The organism is Rouxiella sp. Mn2063 (assembly GCF_049319665.1).
Taxonomy (GTDB): domain Bacteria; phylum Pseudomonadota; class Gammaproteobacteria; order Enterobacterales; family Enterobacteriaceae; genus JBMOUD01.
The window spans coordinates 451,468-473,566 of sequence record NZ_JBMOUD010000001.1 but is presented as its reverse complement, the minus strand read 5'-3'; the positions used below and the strand labels follow the sequence as shown (position 1 = coordinate 473,566).

17 protein-coding genes are annotated in these 22,099 nt (G+C 45.2%); 6 read left to right on the top strand and 11 right to left on the bottom strand.

Going from position 1 to position 22,099, the window contains the following annotated elements:
* Nucleotides 1–1,079 precede the first annotated feature (1,079 nt).
* Both rfbB and rfbA read left to right on the top strand, forming a co-directional pair.
* Nucleotides 1,080–2,168: a dTDP-glucose 4,6-dehydratase gene (rfbB, locus tag ACL9RG_RS01990; RefSeq protein ID WP_422790881.1), complete on the top strand. Its 1,089-nt coding sequence runs from the start codon at nt 1,080–1,082 to the stop codon at nt 2,166–2,168.
* On the top strand, nt 2,165–3,037 hold the full coding sequence (gene rfbA / locus ACL9RG_RS01985; RefSeq protein ID WP_422790880.1) for a glucose-1-phosphate thymidylyltransferase RfbA: 873 nt from the start codon (nt 2,165–2,167) through the stop codon (nt 3,035–3,037). Before rfbB ends, rfbA begins: the two co-directional genes overlap by 4 nt.
* Before the next feature lie 111 nt (nt 3,038–3,148).
* Here rfbA and galU read toward each other — a convergent pair whose 3' ends face one another.
* The 5 genes from galU to apbC form a co-directional block, all read right to left on the bottom strand.
* Nucleotides 3,149–4,042 (bottom strand): UTP--glucose-1-phosphate uridylyltransferase GalU, encoded by an 894-nt coding sequence (gene galU / locus ACL9RG_RS01980; RefSeq protein ID WP_422790879.1) that lies wholly within the window; start codon nt 4,040–4,042, stop codon nt 3,149–3,151.
* Nucleotides 4,043–4,343: 301 nt separating this feature from the next.
* Entirely contained in the window at nt 4,344–6,197 is a 1,854-nt protein-coding gene (gene asmA / locus ACL9RG_RS01975) for an outer membrane assembly protein AsmA (protein ID WP_422790878.1), read from the bottom strand.
* Between the two features lie 78 nt (nt 6,198–6,275).
* Nucleotides 6,276–6,860: a dCTP deaminase gene (gene dcd, locus ACL9RG_RS01970; protein WP_422790877.1), complete on the bottom strand. Its 585-nt coding sequence runs from the start codon at nt 6,858–6,860 to the stop codon at nt 6,276–6,278.
* A gap of 108 nt (nt 6,861–6,968) precedes the next feature.
* Nucleotides 6,969–7,610, bottom strand: a complete 642-nt coding sequence (gene udk / locus ACL9RG_RS01965) for a uridine kinase (RefSeq protein ID WP_422790875.1) — start codon at nt 7,608–7,610, stop codon at nt 6,969–6,971.
* Between the two features lie 146 nt (nt 7,611–7,756).
* On the bottom strand, nt 7,757–8,869 hold the full coding sequence (gene apbC, locus ACL9RG_RS01960; RefSeq protein WP_422790874.1) for an iron-sulfur cluster carrier protein ApbC: 1,113 nt from the start codon (nt 8,867–8,869) through the stop codon (nt 7,757–7,759).
* A gap of 184 nt (nt 8,870–9,053) precedes the next feature.
* Between apbC and metG the strand changes: the two genes are divergently transcribed.
* On the top strand, nt 9,054–11,081 hold the full coding sequence (metG, locus tag ACL9RG_RS01955) for a methionine--tRNA ligase (protein WP_422790872.1): 2,028 nt from the start codon (nt 9,054–9,056) through the stop codon (nt 11,079–11,081).
* A 63-nt stretch (nt 11,082–11,144) separates the two neighbouring features.
* Here the strand turns inward: metG and ACL9RG_RS01950 are convergent, their stop codons facing one another.
* Nucleotides 11,145–11,600 (bottom strand): winged helix-turn-helix transcriptional regulator, encoded by a 456-nt coding sequence (locus ACL9RG_RS01950; RefSeq protein ID WP_422790871.1) that lies wholly within the window; start codon nt 11,598–11,600, stop codon nt 11,145–11,147.
* Nucleotides 11,601–11,766: 166 nt separating this feature from the next.
* On the opposite strand from ACL9RG_RS01950, the gene ACL9RG_RS01945 reads away from it, so the two are divergent.
* The 3 genes from ACL9RG_RS01945 to ACL9RG_RS01935 all read left to right on the top strand — a co-directional run bounded on the left by ACL9RG_RS01945 (nt 11,767) and on the right by ACL9RG_RS01935 (nt 14,473).
* Nucleotides 11,767–12,564 carry an SDR family NAD(P)-dependent oxidoreductase gene (locus ACL9RG_RS01945; RefSeq protein WP_422790870.1) on the top strand — a complete coding sequence of 266 codons (798 nt, stop codon included), beginning with the start codon at nt 11,767–11,769 and terminating at the stop codon, nt 12,562–12,564.
* Nucleotides 12,565–12,698: 134 nt separating this feature from the next.
* A complete protein-coding gene (locus tag ACL9RG_RS01940) occupies nt 12,699–13,616 on the top strand; it encodes a helix-turn-helix transcriptional regulator (RefSeq protein ID WP_422790869.1) in 918 nt (305 codons plus the stop codon).
* Nucleotides 13,617–13,774: 158 nt separating this feature from the next.
* The gene (locus ACL9RG_RS01935; RefSeq protein WP_422790868.1) at nt 13,775–14,473 is read left to right on the top strand and encodes a fumarylacetoacetate hydrolase family protein; all 699 of its coding nucleotides are present in this window, start codon (nt 13,775–13,777) and stop codon (nt 14,471–14,473) included.
* 82 nt (nt 14,474–14,555) lie between these two features.
* On the opposite strand, the gene ansP is transcribed toward ACL9RG_RS01935, so the two are convergent.
* From ansP to ACL9RG_RS01910, 5 genes are all read right to left on the bottom strand, one after another.
* The gene (gene ansP / locus ACL9RG_RS01930; protein ID WP_422791167.1) at nt 14,556–16,025 is read right to left on the bottom strand and encodes an L-asparagine permease; all 1,470 of its coding nucleotides are present in this window, start codon (nt 16,023–16,025) and stop codon (nt 14,556–14,558) included.
* Between the two features lie 480 nt (nt 16,026–16,505).
* Nucleotides 16,506–17,714 (bottom strand): CobW family GTP-binding protein, encoded by a 1,209-nt coding sequence (locus ACL9RG_RS01925; protein WP_422790867.1) that lies wholly within the window; start codon nt 17,712–17,714, stop codon nt 16,506–16,508.
* 256 nt (nt 17,715–17,970) lie between these two features.
* Nucleotides 17,971–19,302: a c-type cytochrome gene (locus ACL9RG_RS01920; RefSeq protein ID WP_422790865.1), complete on the bottom strand. Its 1,332-nt coding sequence runs from the start codon at nt 19,300–19,302 to the stop codon at nt 17,971–17,973.
* Between the two features lie 11 nt (nt 19,303–19,313).
* Complete coding sequence (locus ACL9RG_RS01915; RefSeq protein WP_422790864.1) at nt 19,314–21,098, bottom strand: GMC family oxidoreductase; 1,785 nt, start codon at nt 21,096–21,098, stop codon at nt 19,314–19,316.
* A 2-nt stretch (nt 21,099–21,100) separates the two neighbouring features.
* On the bottom strand, nt 21,101–21,862 hold the full coding sequence (locus tag ACL9RG_RS01910) for a gluconate 2-dehydrogenase subunit 3 family protein (protein ID WP_422790863.1): 762 nt from the start codon (nt 21,860–21,862) through the stop codon (nt 21,101–21,103).
* Nucleotides 21,863–22,099 lie beyond the last annotated feature (237 nt).

Here is a 22,099-nt window from a genome sequence, read left to right as displayed (position 1 = left end):
TATGAATACTTTTTCTGCAATTGATTTAATGCTAATCTGATAAAACAATATCAATTTTTGTGCAAAAAGTCCCTATAATTATAACTTTTCGGCTTAGTCCTAGGCAAGCAATACTTCAGAAGTCATAATGGAATCCATCACCCTATCTTATATTTAAAAACTAAATGTTATCTTAGGCAAAAACTGTGTCTGTTAGCAAAACGGATACCTTGACTGTCCTCAAGCTGATTATTAGTCCGCTTATTTTATAAAGTTCGACATGGCTAATACTCATGAAAATCACAACACACTGTATTTCATCACTTTTATTCCCAATCCGGAGATTTTGTTGTTGAATAAGACATTGTAAAAATGTATCTATTTTGTGGACAAAGTATTATCTGTGCAGTATACCCGCTATAGCATCCTGAAAATACTCATCGGAATACACGCTTCCTATAAATTCTCAAGTAATATTGTTAATCCTATTTAATCACATCCAAGCAACGCCTGCCGAGTCATGGTAGCATAGCGTACATGGTCAATCTGTGTATCTGCTATACAATGAACTAAGACCTTTACTTCGAATGTTTAGATAAAAAATTATTTTACAATCTGTTCGTCAACGTTAGAGCGCTAACGTTCTTAGGAGCATCATCGATAGATGCGTATTTACATATTTGGCATACCAACGCGCATCAACATTCTAGCTAAGTAATTAGTTGTTTTTTATAAAAATACTCGAGAACATCAAGGTGCATATCACTTGCAATCTCAATATCCAGAATAGTCCCTACAATCTGAATGTCGCACTAATGCAGAATACTTACAAAATGAACACAGAATGACCATACTGATTATTCAAAGCTAGATAACTCTCATAATCACAAGATTTATTAGGTATTATAGTAGTGAAGCTACTAATGTTCAGACCACAGTCCTATTTGTCAATTGAGTGAGACTCCGTTTGGCTATATTCCAGCATGGTTGCTCATGCTTGCTTAAAATTGTATCTAATGCAGCCCCATAAAGCCTTGATCTTTGTGTGTGATTGTTAGCAGTCATTCTGTATTTTTAAGATCGTAAATGAGTGAATAAATATGAAAATTTTGATTACTGGTGGAGCAGGTTTCATAGGTTCTGCCGTTGTTCGTCACATAATCGAAAACACGCGCGATGCTGTTTTAGTAGTAGACAGTCTCACTTATGCAGGCAACCTTGAGTCTCTTAACTCGGTTAATAGTAACGAACGTTATCAGTTTGCAAAGGTCGATATATGCGATCGGCCGGAATTAGATCGAATCTTTGCAGATTTTAAGCCTGATCTTGTTATGCATTTAGCGGCCGAGAGTCACGTAGATCGCTCTATTGATGGACCATCAGCTTTTATTGAAACCAATATTGTGGGCACCTATACACTTCTAGAAGCTGCTCGCCAATATTGGCTTACATTAGATGAAGATACACAACAGCATTTTCGTTTTCATCATATTTCAACTGATGAAGTCTATGGCGATTTGCACGGAACGGATGATTTATTCACAGAAACAACTCCTTACGCTCCTAGTAGCCCATACTCGGCTTCGAAAGCAGCAAGCGATCATTTAGTTAGGGCATGGAATCGGACATACGGCCTGCCGACTATCATTACTAATTGCTCCAATAATTATGGGCCATTCCATTTTCCAGAGAAGCTTATTCCTTTGATCATTTTGAATGCCATTTCAGGTAAGCCATTACCAGTTTATGGCGATGGTGCCCAAATACGGGATTGGCTCTATGTTGAAGATCACGCAAGCGCTCTTTATAAAGTCGTTACCGAAGGAAAAATTGGTGAAACCTACAATATTGGCGGTCATAACGAACGTAAAAATATAGATGTCGTCAAAACAATTTGTTCGTTGCTCGACGAGATGATTGTTAATAAACCAAATAATATTAACAAATTTGAAGACTTAATAACCTATGTAAAAGATAGGCCTGGACATGATATGCGTTATGCAATTGACGCCAGTAAAATTGCTAATGAATTAGGTTGGAAACCACAAGAAACTTTCGAAACTGGCATTCGCAAAACTGTTGAGTGGTATTTACAGAACGAAAAATGGTGGCGCAGAGTTCTCGATGGTTCATATGCTGGTGAGCGCTTGGGACTGACGACATCATCAAATCAGGAGAAGATTAAGTGAAGGGTATTGTTTTAGCAGGTGGTTCGGGTACTCGTTTATACCCTATTACTCAAGGCGTTTCCAAACAGTTATTGCCTATTTATGACAAGCCAATGATTTACTATCCTATCTCAGTCCTTATGTTGGCTGGAATTCGCGATATATTAATCATTTCAACACCAGATGATATGCCTTCTTTTAAGAGACTGCTCGGAGATGGTTCTCAATTTGGTGTGAATCTACAATATGCCATCCAACCTTCCCCCGATGGATTAGCGCAGGCCTTTATAATCGGTGAAGAGTTTATTGCAGGAGACCGATGTGCTCTTGTTTTAGGCGATAATATCTATTTTGGTCAAAGTTTTGGTAAACAACTTGAGATTGTTTCTCAGCGGGAGACTGGCGCTACGGTATTTGGTTATCAGGTAACCGATCCAGAACGTTTTGGCGTCGTTGAGTTTGATAAAGATTTCAATGCATTGTCTATAGAAGAGAAACCTTTAAAACCTAAATCGCATTGGGCTGTTACTGGTCTTTATTTTTACGATAATAACGTTGTAGAAATGGCTAAACAGGTTCAACCTTCACATCGTGGTGAATTAGAAATCACGACTTTAAATGAAATGTATTTAGAGAAAGGGGATTTAAAGGTTGAATTATTAGGCAGAGGATTTGCTTGGCTCGATACAGGTACTCATGACAGTCTTATTGAAGCCTCTCAATTTATCCACACAATTGAAAAACGCCAGGGCTTCAAAGTTGCATGTCTCGAGGAAATTGCCTTTAGAAAAGGATGGCTCAGTAAAGAGCAGGTTGCAGAACAAGCCAAGTTGATGGCGAAAACAGTATACGGCGCATATTTAGCACAGCTGTTAGCTGAAACGCGCTAACACATCTACTACCTGTTATAAAGCCGTATTTCAAGAAATACGGCTTTATTGATTTAATTCAGCTAACATACTGAATTTTACAAACTTTCATTTGAAAAAATGGTTTATCTTTTACTTATTTTCTGACGAAAAGTCTTTTAACCATTCAGAGAAGGCTTCGCCCTGTACTGGATGACGAATACCGTACTCAACAAAAGCTTTCATATAGCCTAATTTATCACCACAGTCGTGTGAGCGACCGGTCATGGTGAAAGCTTCTACCGTTTTCTTCTTCATCAACAAAGCAATTGCATCTGTCAACTGAATTTCGTTACCCGCACCGTAAGGTGTTACTGCTAGCAGTGGCCAGATATCTTCAGAGAAGACATAACGTCCAACAACGGCTAGGTTTGAAGGTGCTTCTTCACGTTCCGGCTTTTCAACGATAGCTTTCATCGCAATACTTTTGCCTGGCTCACCTTCTACACCGTTACAGTCAACCACGCCGTATTTAGAGACATCTTCTTCAGGCACTTCTTCAACCATAACCTGGCTGTTACCCGTTTCATGGAAACGACTAAGCATAGCGGCAAGGTTATCTTTTTGTAAATCACAAGAAACATCATCCATCAGCACGTCTGGCAGGATTACGGCAAAAGGTGAATCACCGATCAATGGACGAGCGCAGAGAACAGCATGCCCCAAACCTTTAGATTGCCCCTGGCGGACATTCATAATAGTTACGCCTTTCGGGCAAATAGACTGTACTTCATCCAACAATTGACGCTTAACGCGAGTTTCCAGCATGCTTTCCAATTCGAAAGAAGTATCAAAGTGGTTTTCGATAGCATTTTTAGATGAATGGGTCACCAAAATGATTTCTTTGATCCCCGCAGCCGCACATTCGTTAACGATATATTGAATTAGCGGCTTATCAACAATAGGCAGCATTTCTTTCGGGATGGCTTTGGTTGCAGGCAACATACGTGTTCCCAGACCAGCAACAGGAATGACAGCTTTCAACATTATAAAAGATACTCCTTGGCACCAATATTTTTACAACTCAAATAATCGTTATGCTATAGCAACTATTTGAATCACTGTGGCAAAAGTATAAAACGACTTGAGCCTTTAAAAGATCAAAAACAAACACCCTAATTGCAACCCGTTGCATTTAATACTATTTGTTAAAACTCAATAGGATTTGCCATTAGCACTTAATGATAACAGTATCTCATATAACGCCGCGAGCATCAGCGGAAAATTTAAGACTCCTCCTTGATTTTGGCTACTTCAAAAGCAATTAGCATATAATACTCAGCAACTATCAAAGTTTTTTATCTATAGATTCCAGACTTTGCTTATCTTTAGCACTTTGGTTCTTATCGATCCAGTTCTGAATAGCACTTTTTGCATCTTGCTTTAGCTGGTCGCGTAACACGTCATCGACTCTAAGCTGGTAGTTAAGTTGTTTCCAAGGCCCGTAAACACGCAGTGGAATATCGGTACTTTGCAATCGTTTAATCAGATCGCTGTCGCCTCCCCAGCCACCAGTGATTTTCGTCTGTAGCATCAAATCACACTGCTGTGCGGAAAAATCAACCGAACCTTCTCCTTTAACATTCAGGAATGCCGATTCTCCAGACATCTTGGACAACTTTAGCGTACCACTTTGCAATGTGGCATTAGCTTGTAACTTATTGATCTGTGTATAAGATTCGTAGCGCTCCATTCCCTGGACACGGTTATTACTCCGAGATACGGCTTGTTGAATCAACTGCTGAATATTCAGCCCGTTCAAATGTGCGTTAGTGACAGATAATGTGCTATTTCCCTGCCAACGATGATTGAAATCATCAGCAGTAATTCCCTGCCCTTTCAAATCACCTTGCATCGTCAAATTGCCGCTTATAGCCTCAGGCAAGTTATAAGCCCGTAGTAACTGAACGAAGTCGATATTGTTCAACGTAGGTTGTAGTGAAACTAATACGCTATCTCCCGTCACATCCAGATTACCAGGGATAGAAAAATCGCCACTGCCTAACTTTCCAGTCAAGGTTTGCAGCGTTACATTACCTTGGCGATTATCGGCATCAACATCTAAGTCTTTAACTTGCAGACCTCGATAAATGAAATTATCGGCTTTTATCGTCAGTTTTGCGTTGAAGTCATTGAGTCCTCCCAATCCTTCTTGACCAGCCTTAATATCTCGTGCAATCACTGGTGCAGAAGTTACAGCTGATGTTTGCTGCAGATTGGTGTCATCGACATTACGAGCTTGCCATCCAGTTAACCCATCAAGATTAAGGTTGGAAAACTGCAGATTTAATTGATAATCCGGCACATCGCTAAGTACGGCTGACGCAGTACCAGAAAATTGATTATTGTTGGCGTTTAGCGCTAACTGGCTCAGTATAACTTTATCTTGATCATCCTGATAACTAGCCAACATTGAACCTGTGCCTTTGATTCCGGCATCAGGCAGGCCTACACCGCTAAGTTGGTAGTCAAATTGAGTAATATTTGCTTTGAATTTATTTGGGTAGTCTTGTAAATCAAGAGTCGCACTGAGTTGGGAAACGAGGTCTCGTTGATCGCGGTTGATACGGCTAGAAAGCTTTAATGTAGCCTGACGATTGGTTTTTTGATCCATTTCCAGATTGATATCACGGACGTTAATTTGGTCGCTATCACCTCGTTGCCAAATCAACAAACCATCAGAAATGTTCAATTGACCAATATCAAACTTCCAACCAGAGTCGATCTCGTTGGTTTGTGTATAGCTGCCACGTGATTTTGGCGCAATCGGTGCATCTGGCTCGCTGGCATCACTCTCTGGCGTGAGACTAACCACAGCACGTTTGAGCAGGACTTCGCTAACGACTAACTGATGTGATAATAGCGGCCAGAGTTTAACATCGAGGCGCATATTTTCCGCACTCACTACGGGAATTTTAGCGCCTGGTGCCGTTAATGACATCTGGCCGGCAATGATGCTTAGCTTTGGAAATACGTGCCAACGAAGGTCGCCGTCGATGGAGAGTTTATACCCACTCTTTTGCTCTACCCGATTAACCATATAATCACGAAAATCATTAGGGTTAATCAGAAATACCAGCGAGGTCATCCCTGCAATCACAACCACCAGTAAAATAACCAGCGTGGTAAGTAGTCTTCTCATGCCATCCTCTTAAACCTGTTGGACTCAGCTGTGCTCGTTAATATAACATCAATAGCACATTGTCCTGCTTTCCAGCGATTAATCGTCCTTATCAATACGGCTGGCGACAGCACTTTGCTGATCACGATATTTAGCGTCTTCCCGACGGTTATAAGGCCGAGCTGCTGGCCCTGAAAGCGGTTCAAAACTCAATGCGCCGATTAACATGCCAGGACGCAAGGCAAGAGGTAACTTGCCCGAATTATAGAACTCTAGAACAATTCTCCCCTGCCAGCCAGGATCGATACGATGCGCAGTGACATGCACCATCAATCCCAACCTTGCTAATGAAGAACGGCCATCTAACCAGCCTACTAAATCATCTGGCAATGTGACAGTTTCGTACGTTACCGCTAACGCTAATTCACCAGGATGAAGGAAAAATGCCTCGCCTTCCGGCAGAACAATTTCGTCGCTCATTACACGGTCTAGTGCCGCACCCACTTCATGTTTTGGACCGCTTAAATCGATAAAGCCCGCGTTATGCCCAAGAAAAACGCGAAAACCATTACCTAAGCGAACATCAACCGTCGCACCATTAATTCTCTCGACTGGTGGGCGTGGCACAATGCTTAACTTGCCACAATCCAACCAGGCTTCGATATCGCGATCACACAGTCTCATCCTGTCATTCTCCATTTAACGCGGGCATGTCATGTTTGGTGCTGCAACAAATGTGCGCTAAAACACTCTTTCGTTAAGACAGGCCCGTGTTGATTAATATTGTCGTAATTATTCAAAGAACTGGCTGATCTTCGCTTTGAGAATATCAATGGCTATCCGATTCTTACCGCCCCGAGGCACGATAATATCGGCATATTGTTTAGACGGTTCAATAAATTGTAAAAACATCGGACGAACCGTTTTTTGATACTGCACCATCACCGAATCCATTGAACGTCCACGCTCGTTGACATCGCGTTTCATGCGGCGCATAAGACAGATATCCAGCGGCGTATCAACGAAAATGGAAAAATTCATTTCCTGACGCAGTTGTGCATCAGTCAGTAACAGAATACCTTCCAAAATGATGACTTTCTTTGGTGCTAATGTAACGGTTTCATTCAGTCGCGTATGTTCGATAAAGCTATAGCTCGGCAACTCAATTGCCTTGCCTGCCTTTAGCGACTGCAAATGTTGTAGCAGCAGGTGGTGATCCATGGCGCTGGGATGGTCATAATTGGTTTTAACCCGCTCCTCCATGGTCAGGTGACTCTGGTCTTTATAGTAGCAGTCTTCTGGTATGACGCCGATATGTTCGTCGCCAACCTGATCGCGTAATTCGCGGTATAACGTGCTAGCGATAAGGCTTTTACCAGAGGCAGATGCGCCAGCGATACCCACGATGACACACTGATGGAGCTTGTCAGTCATAAAATTTAAAGACCTGGTTTGGAAGTTTGAAAGGCTAGTGGCCACAGCCACTTAGAACGCGCTAATTATAGGTACAACATGTTAACGATGCCAGCGTTAACCGCGCTAATAGGCTAGCATCGTTAATTAATGCGTCAGTATAGGTGTTAAACTGCTCTAAAAGCGATCTCGGTCGGGATTGAGTCACTCCGCCAATAGAGTTGTGAGGCCACTCGTGCAGCCAACTGCCGATAAATAGAAGTAAACTCACTTTCCGGGTTCGCAATAACCGTTGGTTCACCACGATCCAAATCTTCACGCAGGCTGATATGCAGCGGCATTTGCGCTAATAGCTCACAGCGGTATTTTTCCGCTAATTTTTGCGCACCGCCCGTCCCAAATATCGGCTCATGATGGCCGCATTGGCTACAAATATGCATACTCATATTTTCGATGATGCCCAATACAGGCACATGAACCTTTTCGAACATCACGATGCCTTTCATCGCATCCAACAACGCGATATCTTGCGGCGTTGTGACCACCAGTGCAGCGGTTACCGGAATATTCTGCGCCAATGTCAATTGGATATCGCCAGTACCCGGTGGCATATCGAGCACCAAATAGTCGAGATCCGGCCACAGCGTATCCTGCAGCATCTGCATCAAAGCCTTGCTGGCCATCGGCCCTCGCCACACCATGGCATTTTCATCGGTAACCAGGTAGCCAATGGAGTTAGTTGCTAAGCCATAAGCGCTGATGGGTGACATGTGTTCACCATCCGGGGAAGTGGGCCGTTCATCTTCCGTTCCCAACATGTTAGGGATCGATGGCCCGTAAATATCGGCGTCCAAAATACCAACTTTGCCGCCCTCTGCCGCTAATGCTAACGCCAGATTAACTGCCGTTGTGGATTTACCTACCCCGCCCTTACCGGAACTCACGGCAATAATATTTTTTACGCCTTTGATACCCGGTTTATCATTGGCGCGACGCAGAGTCGCGATGTTATGAGTCAAACGCCACTGCACAGCACCTGCTCCAGTCGCTTTTAACAATGCAGAAGTTGTTTCATCTTTCAATGCATCAAAGCCGTTCTGCCAGGCAAAAGGCAGCGTCAAATCAATATGTAAAACGTTATCAAGTACAGCGCAATGATGTACTGCTTTCAACGACACTAAATCTTTTTGTAGGCTGGAATGGGTGAAAGCGGCAATAACACCGTTAACCAGGCCAAGCAGACCTGCGGAGGTGCTATGTTCAGGGGATTGAGATGTCATCCCGGCTCCTTGCAATACATGTTATTTATAGAATTATGATGACGCTAGCATAACAGAAGGTAGACAGAGTCTTCTCTTTGTTTATGTTGTCTCTGCTGTTTATAGAGCCCCACGGTTTACGTAGGGCTGCGCTTTCGGTAACATCAATGCCCCTGATTTCAACTAAAGAAAGCAAGCTCTTACTATGGATCAAGTCGCGAAAAAAATTTTGGTAACGTGCGCACTACCGTACGCTAATGGTTCTATCCACCTCGGACATATGCTCGAGCACATCCAGGCAGATATCTGGGTTCGTTACCAGCGAATGCGCGGCAATCAAATCCACTTCATCTGTGCTGATGATGCTCACGGTACGCCAATTATGCTGAAAGCTCAGCAATTAGGCATTGAACCTGAGCAAATGATCGCAGAAATGAGTCAAGAGCATCAGCAAGACTTCGCTGGTTTCGGTATCAGTTATGATAACTACCATTCAACGCATAGCGATGAAAACCGTGAATTGTCGAATCTTATCTATTCTCGGCTGAAAGAAAACGGCTTTATTAAAAACCGTACTATTTCGCAGCTTTACGATCCGGAGAAAGGCATGTTCTTGCCTGACCGCTTCGTGAAAGGCACCTGCCCGAAATGTAAAGCGGCCGACCAGTATGGCGATAACTGTGAAGTTTGTGGTTCAACCTACAGCCCAACTGAATTGATCGACCCGAAATCTGTAGTATCTGGTGCAACCCCAGAATTGCGTGATTCCGAGCATTACTTCTTCGACCTGCCAGAATTCAGCGCGATGCTGCAAGCATGGACCCGCTCTGGCGCCCTGCAAGAGCAGGTTGCTAACAAGATGCAAGAGTGGTTCGAATCTGGCCTACAGCAGTGGGACATCAGCCGTGATGCGCCTTACTTTGGCTTTGAGATCCCAGATGCGCCAGGAAAATTCTTCTATGTGTGGTTAGATGCACCCATCGGTTATATGGGCTCATTCAAGAATCTGTGCGATCGCACGCCGGGCCTCGATTTCGATGATTACTGGAAAAAAGACTCTGACGCCGAGCTGTATCATTTTATCGGTAAAGATATTGTCTATTTCCACAGCCTGTTCTGGCCTGCAATGCTCGAAGGCAGCGGTTTCCGCAAGCCAACCAATCTGTTCGTGCATGGCTATGTCACCGTCAACGGTGCCAAGATGTCAAAATCACGCGGCACCTTTATTAAAGCCAGCACCTATTTGAACCATCTTGATGCCGATTGTCTGCGTTATTACTATGCAGCAAAACTTTCATCGCGCATTGATGATATCGACCTGAACCTTGAAGATTTCGTGCAGCGCGTCAACGCCGATATCGTTAACAAGGTGGTCAACCTCGCTTCGCGTAACGCCGGTTTCATCAATAAGCGTTTTGATGGACAACTGTCTGACAAATTAGCGGATGAAAACCTGTATAAAACCTTTACCGATGCCGCAGTAAGCATCGCAGAGGCGTACAACAGCCGCGAATCCAGCCGCGCTATTCGTGAGATTATGGCGCTGGCCGATATTGCCAACCGTTACGTCGACGAGCAGGCACCTTGGGTAGTGGCAAAACAGGAAGGCCGCGATGCTGACCTGCAGGCTATCTGCTCAATGGGTATTAACCTGTTCCGCGTATTAATGACCTACCTAAAACCGGTATTGCCTTCCCTGACCGAACGCGCGGAGGCCTTCCTTAATTCCACTCTGGAATGGGATGCTATCGCACAACCGCTGGTAAGCCATCAGGTCAATCCATTTAAGGCGCTATTTAACCGTATTGAAATGGATAAAGTCACCGCCATGACAGATGCATCGAAAGAAGATATTGCCGCTGCCAAAGTCGTCACCGGCCCCTTAGCCGATGCGCCGATTCAGGACACCATTAGTTTTGATGATTTTGCCAAAGTCGATATGCGCATTGCGCTTATTCAGCAAGCAGACTTCGTTGAAGGTTCGGATAAATTATTGCGTCTGCAATTGGATTTAGGCGGCGAAACCCGTCAGATTTTCTCTGGTATCCGCTCTGCGTATCCAGACCCGAAAGCGCTGGAAGGCCGACTGACCATTATGGTGGCGAATCTGGCGCCGCGTAAAATGCGCTTTGGCGTGTCAGAAGGTATGGTCATGGCTGCTGGCCCTGGCGGAAAAGAGATTTTCTTGCTCAGCCCGGATAGTGGTGCACAGCCTGGCATGCAGGTTAAGTAATACGCCTAACAGCATAGTAACTAAAAGCCGGTGAGATTATCTCGCCGGCTTTTTTGTCTGCTATCAAGCCACAGCATCATTGTCACTATTTAGTACAATATCTTGAGCAGATAGCACTCTGCCATCTTCAGCATGGATCTGCAGCCGTTGTAAGGGTTTTTTATCCTGCTTGTCTACCAGTTGGCTACAAAACTCTCCTTCAGCAAACAGGTAACGCTCACCCCACTGATTAAGTGCCACCAGCACAGTTTGTAAATCCCGCCCTTTTTGCGTCAGTACGTACTCTTGATAGGCCGAGCCATCTGAAGCGGGAGCAACTTGTAAGATATCCTCAGCCACCAATGCTTTTAGCCGCACGCTAAGAATATTTTTCGCTGCCCCTAAGCTACGCTGGAATTCACTAAAACGCTTTATCCCTCTTGCAGCGTCACGGACAATCAGCAAAGTCCACCAATCACCGATCAAATCCAGCGATCTTGCCACCGGGCAGATACTGTCGCCAAAACTTGTACGCTTCATTTTTAAACCTCGCTCTCGCCACGCAATAAAGTCGTTCATTTTTTCATTTTATGCGCAGGGTTAATAATCTAGTTGCATTATAAAACCACTCGTGATTAAAATCATCTAGTTTAATAATGAAACCACATGATCTGCTTCATCAATATTTTGGAAAAGGATAAACTACATGACAACATCAGCCCATCACACCGCCCCTCTAGCCCTGATTACCGGTGCCTCTAGTGGTATAGGTGCCACCTATGCTGAACGCTTGGCAAAACGTGGCTATGATTTAGTATTGGTTGCCCGCGATCGTGTACGTATGGAGGCACTCGCCGTAACACTTCGCAAAGAAACCGATGTCACCATCTCAATCCTACCAGCTGACTTAGCAAACCTAGATGACTTACGTCGGATTGAAGCTTTTATCGAAGCAACCCCACAGCTGTCTCTTTTAGTGAACAATGCTGGCGCTACGCTGCCAGGAGGAATGCTTGATAACGATGTTGACGCGCTCGACCAGTTAATTCGTCTTAATATTACTGCGCTGACCCGCTTAGCTCGCGCAGCCGCACCAGGATTACTCAACCACCCGCACGGTGCGATTATTAATATTGCATCAGTTCTCGGACTGGCCCCTGAATTGGGCTCAGCCATCTATCCAGCTACCAAATCCTTTGTTCTGACGCTCTCTCAGTCATTGCAGATTGAATTAGGTCCGCGTGGTTTATACGTACAAGCCGTCTTACCGGCAGTCACCAGAACTGAGATCTGGCAGCGCAGCGGCCGTGATGTCAATCAGTTGAAAGGCATAATGGAAGTTGATGAATTGGTTGATGCCGCGCTTGTCGCCTTCGACAAAAAAGAGCTGGTGACCATTCCTCCTCTACAAGATGAAAAGTATTGGCTTGATTACGAAATTGCCCGTAAAGCAATGCATCCCGAATTCAGAAGAGAACATGCTGCACCGCGTTACCATAAATAAGTCATATCTGGTCGTCGGGATTTACTGACGACCATTGATTTATCATTAATATCCATCAATATAAAACTCTGGTCTTCTCCCGCTCGCTTTGGAACAATATAAGCTCGCCCCCAGACTTATACAGGCACGCCATTATGCCGAAGAGTTCAGCCAATCTAACTTACGGTATGCATCAACGCAGCGATCGCCCTGATTTCTATATTCGCGATCAATCTGAACGCCCAGCGTTAATGCAACCGCACCGCCACGACTATTTCCAAATCCAATTTAATTTTGGTGGCGATACGGTGCATCACATCGGCGGTGCCGTGCGCCCCTTTGTTCGTCATACCGTCGGATTTATTCAGCCACATCGATTGCATTTCATCCCGCACCCGGCTGACGGACGTTTTATGGTAATAAACTTTACCACCCGTTTTTTACTGCGCCATTTGCCCCATGATGCATTAGATCTCGATGACATCCCGCTTAGTGATGCGCCTGAACTGGCACTATTCCGCTTTCAGGAGTTTATTGATTTTGTGCTGACAGAGGAGGACTTCGCGCAAGCGGAACAATTACTGATAAGCATGCACCAATGTGATCGCAATCGTGAGTTTGGTTCAGACTTGCTGTTGCGGGGTTATCTATTGCAATTTTTAGGACTGGTTTGCCAACGATATCAACAAACGTTGCAGCAGATGGTTGCCAGCAAAGCTGAAAAGCGTGGTCAGCAAGCCGCGTTGCAGCGCACTATTAAATATGTGCGCCAACAGATTGCTAATCCAGAACTTAATTTGACCGATGCCGCCTCCGCTGCCTTTCTTTCTGCAAATTACTTAAGCCACCTACTGCGGAAAAATATTGGCAAAACGTTCTCTGAACTAGTGTTAGAGCAAAGAATGGAATTAGCCAGAACCCGTTTACTCAATAGCAGCGAGTCAATTTGCAATATTGCCCGTGATTGCGGCTATCTCGACGAGGCCTATTTCTCCCGGCGTTTTCGCCAGGCACATGGTATGCCGCCAGGGCAATTCCGCCGCCAGTCTCTTACGCCGCCTTTTAAAGCATAGGCCACTATTGGCCAATGCCTTTCTTGGTGAGATGGACATGTGTTCCAACGATTAGCGGGTTTTGTCCAAAAAAACCATGGTTCTGTCCAATGATAATCTTTCTCAATATGACAAACTGAGTTTGTATTTATCTACATCAGGCAACTAAGGATTCAATCATGACCGAATATGTTATTACCCCGGCAGCCACACCTTCATTAGCCGTTGAAGGTCAAGAAGCTCGTTTCCCTCTGCGTCGTGTTTATTGCGTTGGCCGCAACTATTCTGAACACGCCCGCGAAATGGGCCATGATCCAGATCGCGAGCCGCCGTTTTTCTTTTCTAAACCAGCAGATGCAGTGGTTCCGGCTTCTGGTGAAGTGCCTTATCCAACGCTGACATCAGACTTACATCATGAAGTTGAACTGGTCGTCGCAATCGGTGTTGGTGGGAAAAACATCGCGGTAGAAAACGCGCTAGAACACGTTTGGGGCTATACCGTTGGGGTCGATTTGACTCGTCGTGACATGCAAGCTCAAGCTAAAAAAGCCGGCCGTCCGTGGGATTTGTCTAAAGGTTTTGATGCCTCAGCACCGACCAATCCACTATTGCCAGTAAGTCAGGTCGGCCATCCGGTAAAAGGTATTATTTCGCTAAGTGTGAACGGCGAAGAGCGTCAGCACGGCCATTTAAGTGAGCAAATCTGGTCAGTACCCGAGGTGATTAGCTACCTGTCTCACGCGGTTGAACTGCAACCAGGCGATCTGATTTACACCGGCACGCCAGCAGGCGTCGGTGAAATTAAACCGGGTGACGTAGTGACGGGTGGCATTAAGAATATCGGTAACTTCAGCTTCAAGATGGGCGAAAAACCTTAAAGTACATAATACGTTACCTATCTATGATGTAAAAAAGGGGCCTGAGGCCCCTTTTTTTTACTGAAACGCTCATATCTTCAGGCTATTCAGCCTTAAAGTTTTCTTCATGCGCCAGTTTTTCTTCATGCACTTCTTTGGCGCGTTTACGCAAACCAAACCAACCCAACGTCAACAGTACCATCAGCAATGGAATCGTTGCGACAGTATAAGTCCCGTTAGGATAGTCGAACGCCATCAATACCAGAACGGCGGCCAGGAAGAGCAAGGTCAACCATGAGGTGAAAGGTGCGCCAGGCATCTTGAAAGAGACTTCCTTGGCTTTACCTTGCTTGATGGCAACGCGGAGACGCATCTGGCAAATCACAATGGTCGCCCAAGAGCAAAGAATGCCTAAAGAAGCAATATTCAAAACAATTTCAAATACTTGTGATGGGATGTAGTAGTTGAGTACCACGCCAATCACGTAAATACCAACGGTCACCAGGATACCGGCATAAGGTACCTGTTGCGCATTCATCTTCGACATGAATTTTGGTGCAGAACCGCCCATCGACAGAGAACGTAAAATACGTCCAGTCGAGTACAAGCCGGAGTTCAGGCTCGACAAGGCTGCGGTTAATACCACGATATTCATGATAGTACCGATATAAGGCACACCCAGCTTACTAAAGAAGGTTACAAACGGACTCTGGCCGGCTTGATAAGCATTCCAAGGCAATAGACATACCAACAGGATGATAGAGCCGACATAGAACAGGGCAATACGCCAAATCACGCTATTGATAGCCTTTGGCAGCACCTTTTCCGGGTCTTTAGTTTCGCCTGCTGCGGTACCAACTAACTCGATCGCAGCAAAGGCAAACACTACCCCTTGGACTAATACCAAGGCTGGTAATATCCCGTGTGGGAAGATGCCCCCGTTATCAGTGATCAAATGCCAGCCAGTGCTATTACCGTCTAATGGCTTGCCAGTACCAAGGAAAATAGTACCAACAATCAAGAACATGGCAATAGCAGCAACTTTAATCAACGCAAACCAGAACTCCATTTCAGCGAACCATTTCACGCCGATCATATTCATAGTGGCGACAATAGCTAACGCAGCTAAAGCAAAGACCCATTGCGGCACATCACCGAAGGTTCCCCAATAGTGCATATACAACGCGACAGCGGTGATATCGACAATACCGGTCGTTGCCCAGTTAAGGAAGTACATCCAGCCTGCTACGTAAGACGCTTTTTCGCCGAGGAATTCGCGAGCATAGGAAACGAAGCTACCGCTGGTTGGACGGTGGAGAACAAGTTCTCCCATCGCACGCAGAATAAAGAAGGAAAAAATACCACACACCAGATAGACCAAAGCAAGAGCGGGACCTGCCATTTGCAGACGTGCACCCGCCCCTAAAAACAGACCGGTACCGATTGCGCCACCGATAGCTATCATCTGTACTTGCCGGCCCCCCATGCCTTTGTGATAACCATCTTCATGTGAATCTAGCCAACGTCTTTTCGCTGCTTGTTTTTCTTCCGCAGTTTTTTTGTGTAGCTTCATAGCTAACCTGTTCTCCAAAGTGCTTATTTTCATCACCTGCTCCACCCGGCAAACCATTGCAACATGGGTAGGCAGACGTGGCTTTTTGCCACTGTATTTTTTTTAATCTGAAGCTTGTGACCATCAGTAACGGCGATGGATGCTACCTTTTATGAACTCTTGTGGCAAAAAAAACATGATTTATTATTGTGATTGCGATCACTTTAATACACATAATGATTTAAAGGATTTTACGAAAAACCAACCTATTATCATGTAATTACGCAAAAACATTTTGTAAGAAAAAAGTAAAAAAAAGCGTTTTTTAGACAAAAATTATGTATTCATTTCTAAAACAGGCAGTTACTTAATGTTATTGAATGGCAAATATTCGCCTATATCTTCTAATCATCTGCTTTAGGCAAATTGAATTAACCAGTATTTTCTGGCTCACCCACAAAGCAGAAGCCCCCGATTATCTCTATAAGCTCGATTAATAAATTATTCCGACGTAATCCTCACCACATGCTTAGGCCAAGGATCATCGAAATATCCCCCATTCTGCCAGTGAAGAATCTCAGCATCAGTACAGAAACAACGTTTGAGGGCCGCAACAAAGTGATCCAGCTCGGGGACTTGGCCAATAACTGTCAATTTGCAGTGACGATCGCCGAATTTGCTACATTGACCGTCCAACTGCTTCATTAATTGCTGACGCTCTTCGCGACTTAATCCATTATCTTCATGGTTCAATACACCGGCTTTCCAGTAACTAATGAATTCCAAACTGATACTTCCTGCTGCCTGATTCCACAGTAACGCCAGGTCATCCCGGCTAGGTAACCAGAAAAAGCCTTTACTGCGATGAATCCCTCCTCCTAAATGCTGCTGGTAGGTATCCCATAATCGTTGCGGATGAAAAGGTCGCCGCTCATCAATTACGCGAGTTTGTAAATCAAAATAAGCAGGTTTATCAATGGTTACAGGCTCTACTGCCATCACGTCCTCCAATTCCGCCATCAGCTGTTTAACCAACTGAAAATTATAATCTGGCAGATTAAGAACATGCCCGGCATCCAACCTGCCCCACTGTGTGGCAAGAATATCGATATAAGGATTAAGCGGATGGAGTATACGGCCAATTTTTTGGATATGTTCGACAGTCAGCCGGTCAGATTTCGTCAATAGAACCTGGCTGGACAGCATAATCTGCTCAACCAATAGATTTTCCATGCCACGAACCCCGGCCTGAAGGTTTGCTTGAAACTGCGAGAGCAATTTCTCACCACAGTCGAAATCCTCACGCAGCATCATCGCATCAACCAAAGTTAAAAAACCTTTCAGCGTGACCTGAGTGTGTTCACGAAAATAACGCAAAAGCGGCAATGGGTGGCTGCTGCCAGAAGTTTCCAGCAATATCAGGTCGGGCTGATAGTCGTGTAATAGCTTATCAATGGCAGCATCTAATTGTTTGATCCCCGACTCACTGCTGATAGTGGTCGCCGAGATGGTGACGAAATTAAGTTGTGCCTTTCCCACCAATTCCGTATTAGCAATTAAAACACCATCAACATCCAACTCGCTCATATCATTCACAATGACGGCCAGTTTTATTTGTTGTTTGCGCAACGCCACAATCAGGCTTTTTAGCAGCGTGGTTTTCCCTGCTCCCAAAAAACCATTAAGCAGGGTTAACGGTACTTTCCTCATCGTGGGACCTCTTTATTTGATAGGCGATGTAAACGAAATATTTATTGTTATAATATAACATCACGCATCATCTATGCGATACTGAGATCATTGCTATTGCTATTGCTATTGCTATTGCTATTGCTATTGCTATTGCTATTGCTATTGCTATTGCTATTGCTATTGCTAGGCGAGAGGCCGCATAAAAAAGGGACTGTCCGTGCAGAACAATCCCTTTTATTTATTGGCTTTGAAAAGGCAATTAGTTAATTTCTAACTAATTTGTTGGCAACAATAGGTCAATATTAGCGTTACCCAGTTGTTTCTTATCGATCACGATATTTTTATCGTTTCGTATCTTCTCAACATCCTTAGCGGTCACCGCATCTTGCGCGCTGTTTCCCCAGCTGGTACGTATAAAGTTCACGACATCCGCTACCTGCTGATCGTTCAAACGCCAGCCGAACGACGGCATAGTAATGGTTGACGGCGCGCCATTGACACCCGGCAGCGTTGCCCCAGTTAATACAATATGAATCAGCGACGTTGGGTCTTTTGATAATACGACCGGGTTCCCTTTTAGTGCTGGGAAGAAGCGCTGATATCCACTGCCATCAGTTTTATGGCAGGCCGCGCAGCTATCAACATACACAGACGCTCCCGTTTTGCTGTCATCCCCTTTCCACAGCGCTTGCGCCACGCTGTTATCAGGTTTGAAAGCCGGTTTATCTGGGTTTACTGCATCCAGCGACTTCAAATACTTGGCAATCGCCGTGGCATCATCATTCGTCAGATACTGTAGGCTATGTTTCACCACGTCGGTCATCCCACCAAATACCGCGGTGTGGTTATTACGCCCGGTGCGCAGGAACTGCACCAGATCATCTTCGCTCCAGCGTCCTAAACCATCTTGATCATCACCGCGCAGATTACTGGCAATCCACCCGTCAACAGGCGCACCGCTACCAGATAGATAAAGCTTGCCTTGGTCATTGTTGAGCGCTTTTTCCTGCATAGTAATGCTACGTGGCGTGTGACATGCCCCGCAGTGGCCTAAACCTTCAACCAAATAACGGCCACGTGCCAGGGTAGGATCTTCTCCTTGCGCAGCATTAAACGACTTCACATCTGGCGCAAACATCCCACGCCAAATAGATAACGGCCAACGCATAGACAGTGGCCACGGAATATCGCTGTCTTTATTTGCTTGTTCAACTGGTTGTACGCCATGCATGAAATAAGCATAAAGTGCAGCAATATCACTATCATTGATTACCGCATAGGATGGATAAGGCATTGCTGGATAGAGCGTCTGTCCGTTTTTCGCCACGCCTTTACGCACCGCATCAGAGAACTCCTGCAAGGAGTAATCACCAATCCCTGTTTGTTTATCTGGAGTGATATTGGTGGAATAAATCATCCCGATTGGTGTCGCCATCCCCAACCCACCGGCAAAAGGTTTGCCATCTTTACTGGTGTGACAAGCAACGCAATCCCCGGCCTTTGCCAAATACTCACCACGTTTGATCAAGTCCGCCCCAGCGTTATCATCAGCCAACGCAGAGAAAGCCACCGAGCTTAGGAATAAAGCCGAAATTATCTTTTTCATCGCTATCTTCCTTACGCCTGCACCAACGGACCTGGGTTTTTAAGATAGGTCTCGCGAATAGCTTTCGCAGCCCAATATGTTAACGCCGCAACGGTACCCGTTGGGTTATAACCCAACCCTTGTGGGAACGCAGAGGCGCCAGGTACAAACACGTTATGCACATCCCAGCTTTGCAAATAGCGGTTAATCGCGCTGGTTTTCGGATCTTCTCCCATAATCGCCCCGCCGTTCATATGCGTGGTTTGATAGACAGTGGAGTCAAAATGCGTATCGGCCGTTTTTGGTGAGCCAGTAATCAATTTTGGATTCATCGCCTCAGCAATTTTATGCATCTTGTCGAACATAAACTGCGACATTTTTCTATCGTTATCCTGCCAGTCAAACGTCATTCGCAACAAAGGCTGGCCGTAGGCATTTTTATAGGTTGGATCTAAATCAAGATAGTTAGCGCGATAGGATTGATGTGCGCCGTGTGCATCCATCGACACGTTATGGGTATAAGCATCGGCAACTGCAGCCTTCCATTTGCTGCCCCAGTTTGGCGTACCTGGAGGGGTCGGTAATCCAGAAATTGGCTTGGCCCCGGCCTGGTTAACCCAGAATGGTGAGCCGCCAACAAAACCATATTTCGCATGGTCAAAGTTATCAGCGTTGAAATCATCCACACCAACCCCAGCGCCACCAGCACCGATAAAGGTATTGGTGAACACATCCTTATCAAAGAAGGTTTTAATTGTGGTGAGGTTTTGATAGGCAAAGTTACGTCCCACCACGCCTTCATTACTGACAGGGTCGTAAGGTTTACCGATACCAGAGAGCAACATTAAATGCACATTATGGAACTGGAAGGCAGAGAGAATAACCAAATCGGCTGGCTGTTCAATTTCGCGCCCCAGAGAATCAACATAAGTGACGCCTGTTGCACGTTTCTTATCGTCAGTTAAATTTACCCGTAATACATAGGCATTGTTACGCAATTCAAAGCCCGACTCCTGGCGCAATGACGGCAGAATATTCACATTCGGCGAGGCCTTCGCGTACATGTAACAAGCATAGCCGCTGCAATAGCCGCAGAAATTACACGGCCCCATTTGTGCACCATACGGGTTAGTGTAAGGGCCAGAGGTATTTGCTGACGGCAAATCATAAGGATGGTAGCCAATCGATTCTGCCGCTTTAGCAAACAGCTGAGCTGAATAAGTTCGCTTTTGTGGCGGCAGTGGAAATGCATCTGAACGGTCAGCAGCAAATGGATTCCCGCCTTTACCCTGTCCAACCACTTTGCCCTTGATTGTCCAAGGCGCACCCGAGGTACCAAAGACTTTCTCTGCTTTATCAAAGAAAGGCTCCAATTCATCGTAGGTAACGCCAAAGTCCTGAATAGTCATGCCTTCAGGAATAAAATGCTTGCCGTAGCGCTCTTCATAGTGGCTACGCATGCGTAATTCGATCGGGTCGACCCGAAAATGCACGCCTGACCAGTGCAAACCAGCACCACCGGTACCGGTTCCAGGAAGAAACGCAGCAAGCTGGCGATAAGGCATAGCGGTCTGCGCAGCATTGTGGCGAATAGTCACCGTACTTTTTGACAAATCTTGAAACAATTTCTTGCGAATATTGTAGGTCAATTCATCGACAACTTGCGGATAAGAGCCATCAGGATAAGTATCGCGTGCCGGGCCACGCTCTAAAGCGACCACATTTAGCCCCGCTTCCGTCAACTCTTTCGCCATGATAGAACCCGCCCAGCCAAAACCAACAATCACGGCATCTACTTTTTTCATTACATTTGACATAATTACGCTCTTTCTCCGCTAATCGACACCGGAGGGAACGGATAACGTTCACCACGGTCTACCCAATCCATAAAATCAGCGCGCGCGCCGGGGAAACCAATCAGTTTCCAGCCAACCATTTGGTGGTTGCCGCCATGGATAGGATCGCTAAAGAAACCTTCGCGGGTGTTTTGCAGCAGGAAAGAGAAAAAGACTTTGCTTGGTACCTGGCTAAAAGCGGCTTTACCGCTCTCAAATTGCATCAGCAATTCTTCTTGTTGCTCAACCGTTAACTCACTGAATACTTTGCCATGTTGCGCTTTAGCATAAGCATTCGCATCCGCAATACCTAGTTGATAGATAGCCAAGGGTCCCAATGGCAGTTGGTAGCCCAGATCATGCTCAGCATCTGGGTGAAACGGCCCTTGCATGTACCAATTGGCACCGGTGGCATAAGGCGTGTTCATCTGCCTGTCGATAAATTCAGGGACACCTGCTTCTAACGCTCCAGGACCGCGTTCGTCTGCCGGGATCAAACGAGCAACGGCTGCCTGGATAAAGACATATTCTTCAGTCGTGAATTTTGTCGGGGTGTAGTGTGGTGCCTTTGCCGATACATCGCCCGGTTTAGTTGACGTTGCCGCTGAATCAGGCTGAGTATCACTGGCCATTGCAGGTGACGTCATCGCAATGAAACCGGTACCATTTATAGCGACAGCAGGGGCTAACGCAATAGTCTTCAGTAAGAAGTCTCTGCGCGAATTTCCAGTATTGTTTGATGGCATAATTAAGTAAAAATCACATTGTATGAAAAGTGAGTAACCGTCAGACGGTATGTATAAAGAAATTCTTTCTTCTTAGTGGAAAGAATATTCCTAGATCTTAGCATGTCCCCTTCACTCTTCAGGGGTATTTGCCCTCAGTAAATGTGTCATTTTGTAAATATACTGTAACTAGCTTATGGGTTTTATATTGCTCAAAAGAAGGAAAATGCGACGTCTTTCAAATTTTGATTTCTATTG

Bases quoted from the DNA above. Each gene is read 5' to 3' on its own strand.
- rfbB (WP_422790881.1), top strand. From the start codon at position 1,080: ATGAAAATTTTGATTACTGGTGGAGCAGGTTTCATAGGTTCTGCCGTT.
- galU (WP_422790879.1), bottom strand. From the start codon at position 4,042: ATGTTGAAAGCTGTCATTCCTGTTGCTGGTCTGGGAACACGTATGTTG.
- asmA (WP_422790878.1), bottom strand. From the start codon at position 6,197: ATGAGAAGACTACTTACCACGCTGGTTATTTTACTGGTGGTTGTGATT.
- dcd (WP_422790877.1), bottom strand. From the start codon at position 6,860: ATGAGACTGTGTGATCGCGATATCGAAGCCTGGTTGGATTGTGGCAAG.
- udk (WP_422790875.1), bottom strand. From the start codon at position 7,610: ATGACTGACAAGCTCCATCAGTGTGTCATCGTGGGTATCGCTGGCGCA.
- apbC (WP_422790874.1), bottom strand. From the start codon at position 8,869: ATGACATCTCAATCCCCTGAACATAGCACCTCCGCAGGTCTGCTTGGC.
- metG (WP_422790872.1), top strand. From the start codon at position 9,054: ATGGATCAAGTCGCGAAAAAAATTTTGGTAACGTGCGCACTACCGTAC.
- ACL9RG_RS01950 (WP_422790871.1), bottom strand. From the start codon at position 11,600: ATGAAGCGTACAAGTTTTGGCGACAGTATCTGCCCGGTGGCAAGATCG.
- ACL9RG_RS01945 (WP_422790870.1), top strand. From the start codon at position 11,767: ATGACAACATCAGCCCATCACACCGCCCCTCTAGCCCTGATTACCGGT.
- ACL9RG_RS01940 (WP_422790869.1), top strand. From the start codon at position 12,699: ATGCCGAAGAGTTCAGCCAATCTAACTTACGGTATGCATCAACGCAGC.
- ACL9RG_RS01935 (WP_422790868.1), top strand. From the start codon at position 13,775: ATGACCGAATATGTTATTACCCCGGCAGCCACACCTTCATTAGCCGTT.
- ansP (WP_422791167.1), bottom strand. From the start codon at position 16,025: ATGAAGCTACACAAAAAAACTGCGGAAGAAAAACAAGCAGCGAAAAGA.
- ACL9RG_RS01925 (WP_422790867.1), bottom strand. From the start codon at position 17,714: ATGAGGAAAGTACCGTTAACCCTGCTTAATGGTTTTTTGGGAGCAGGG.
- ACL9RG_RS01920 (WP_422790865.1), bottom strand. From the start codon at position 19,302: ATGAAAAAGATAATTTCGGCTTTATTCCTAAGCTCGGTGGCTTTCTCT.
- ACL9RG_RS01915 (WP_422790864.1), bottom strand. From the start codon at position 21,098: ATGTCAAATGTAATGAAAAAAGTAGATGCCGTGATTGTTGGTTTTGGC.
- ACL9RG_RS01910 (WP_422790863.1), bottom strand. From the start codon at position 21,862: ATGCCATCAAACAATACTGGAAATTCGCGCAGAGACTTCTTACTGAAG.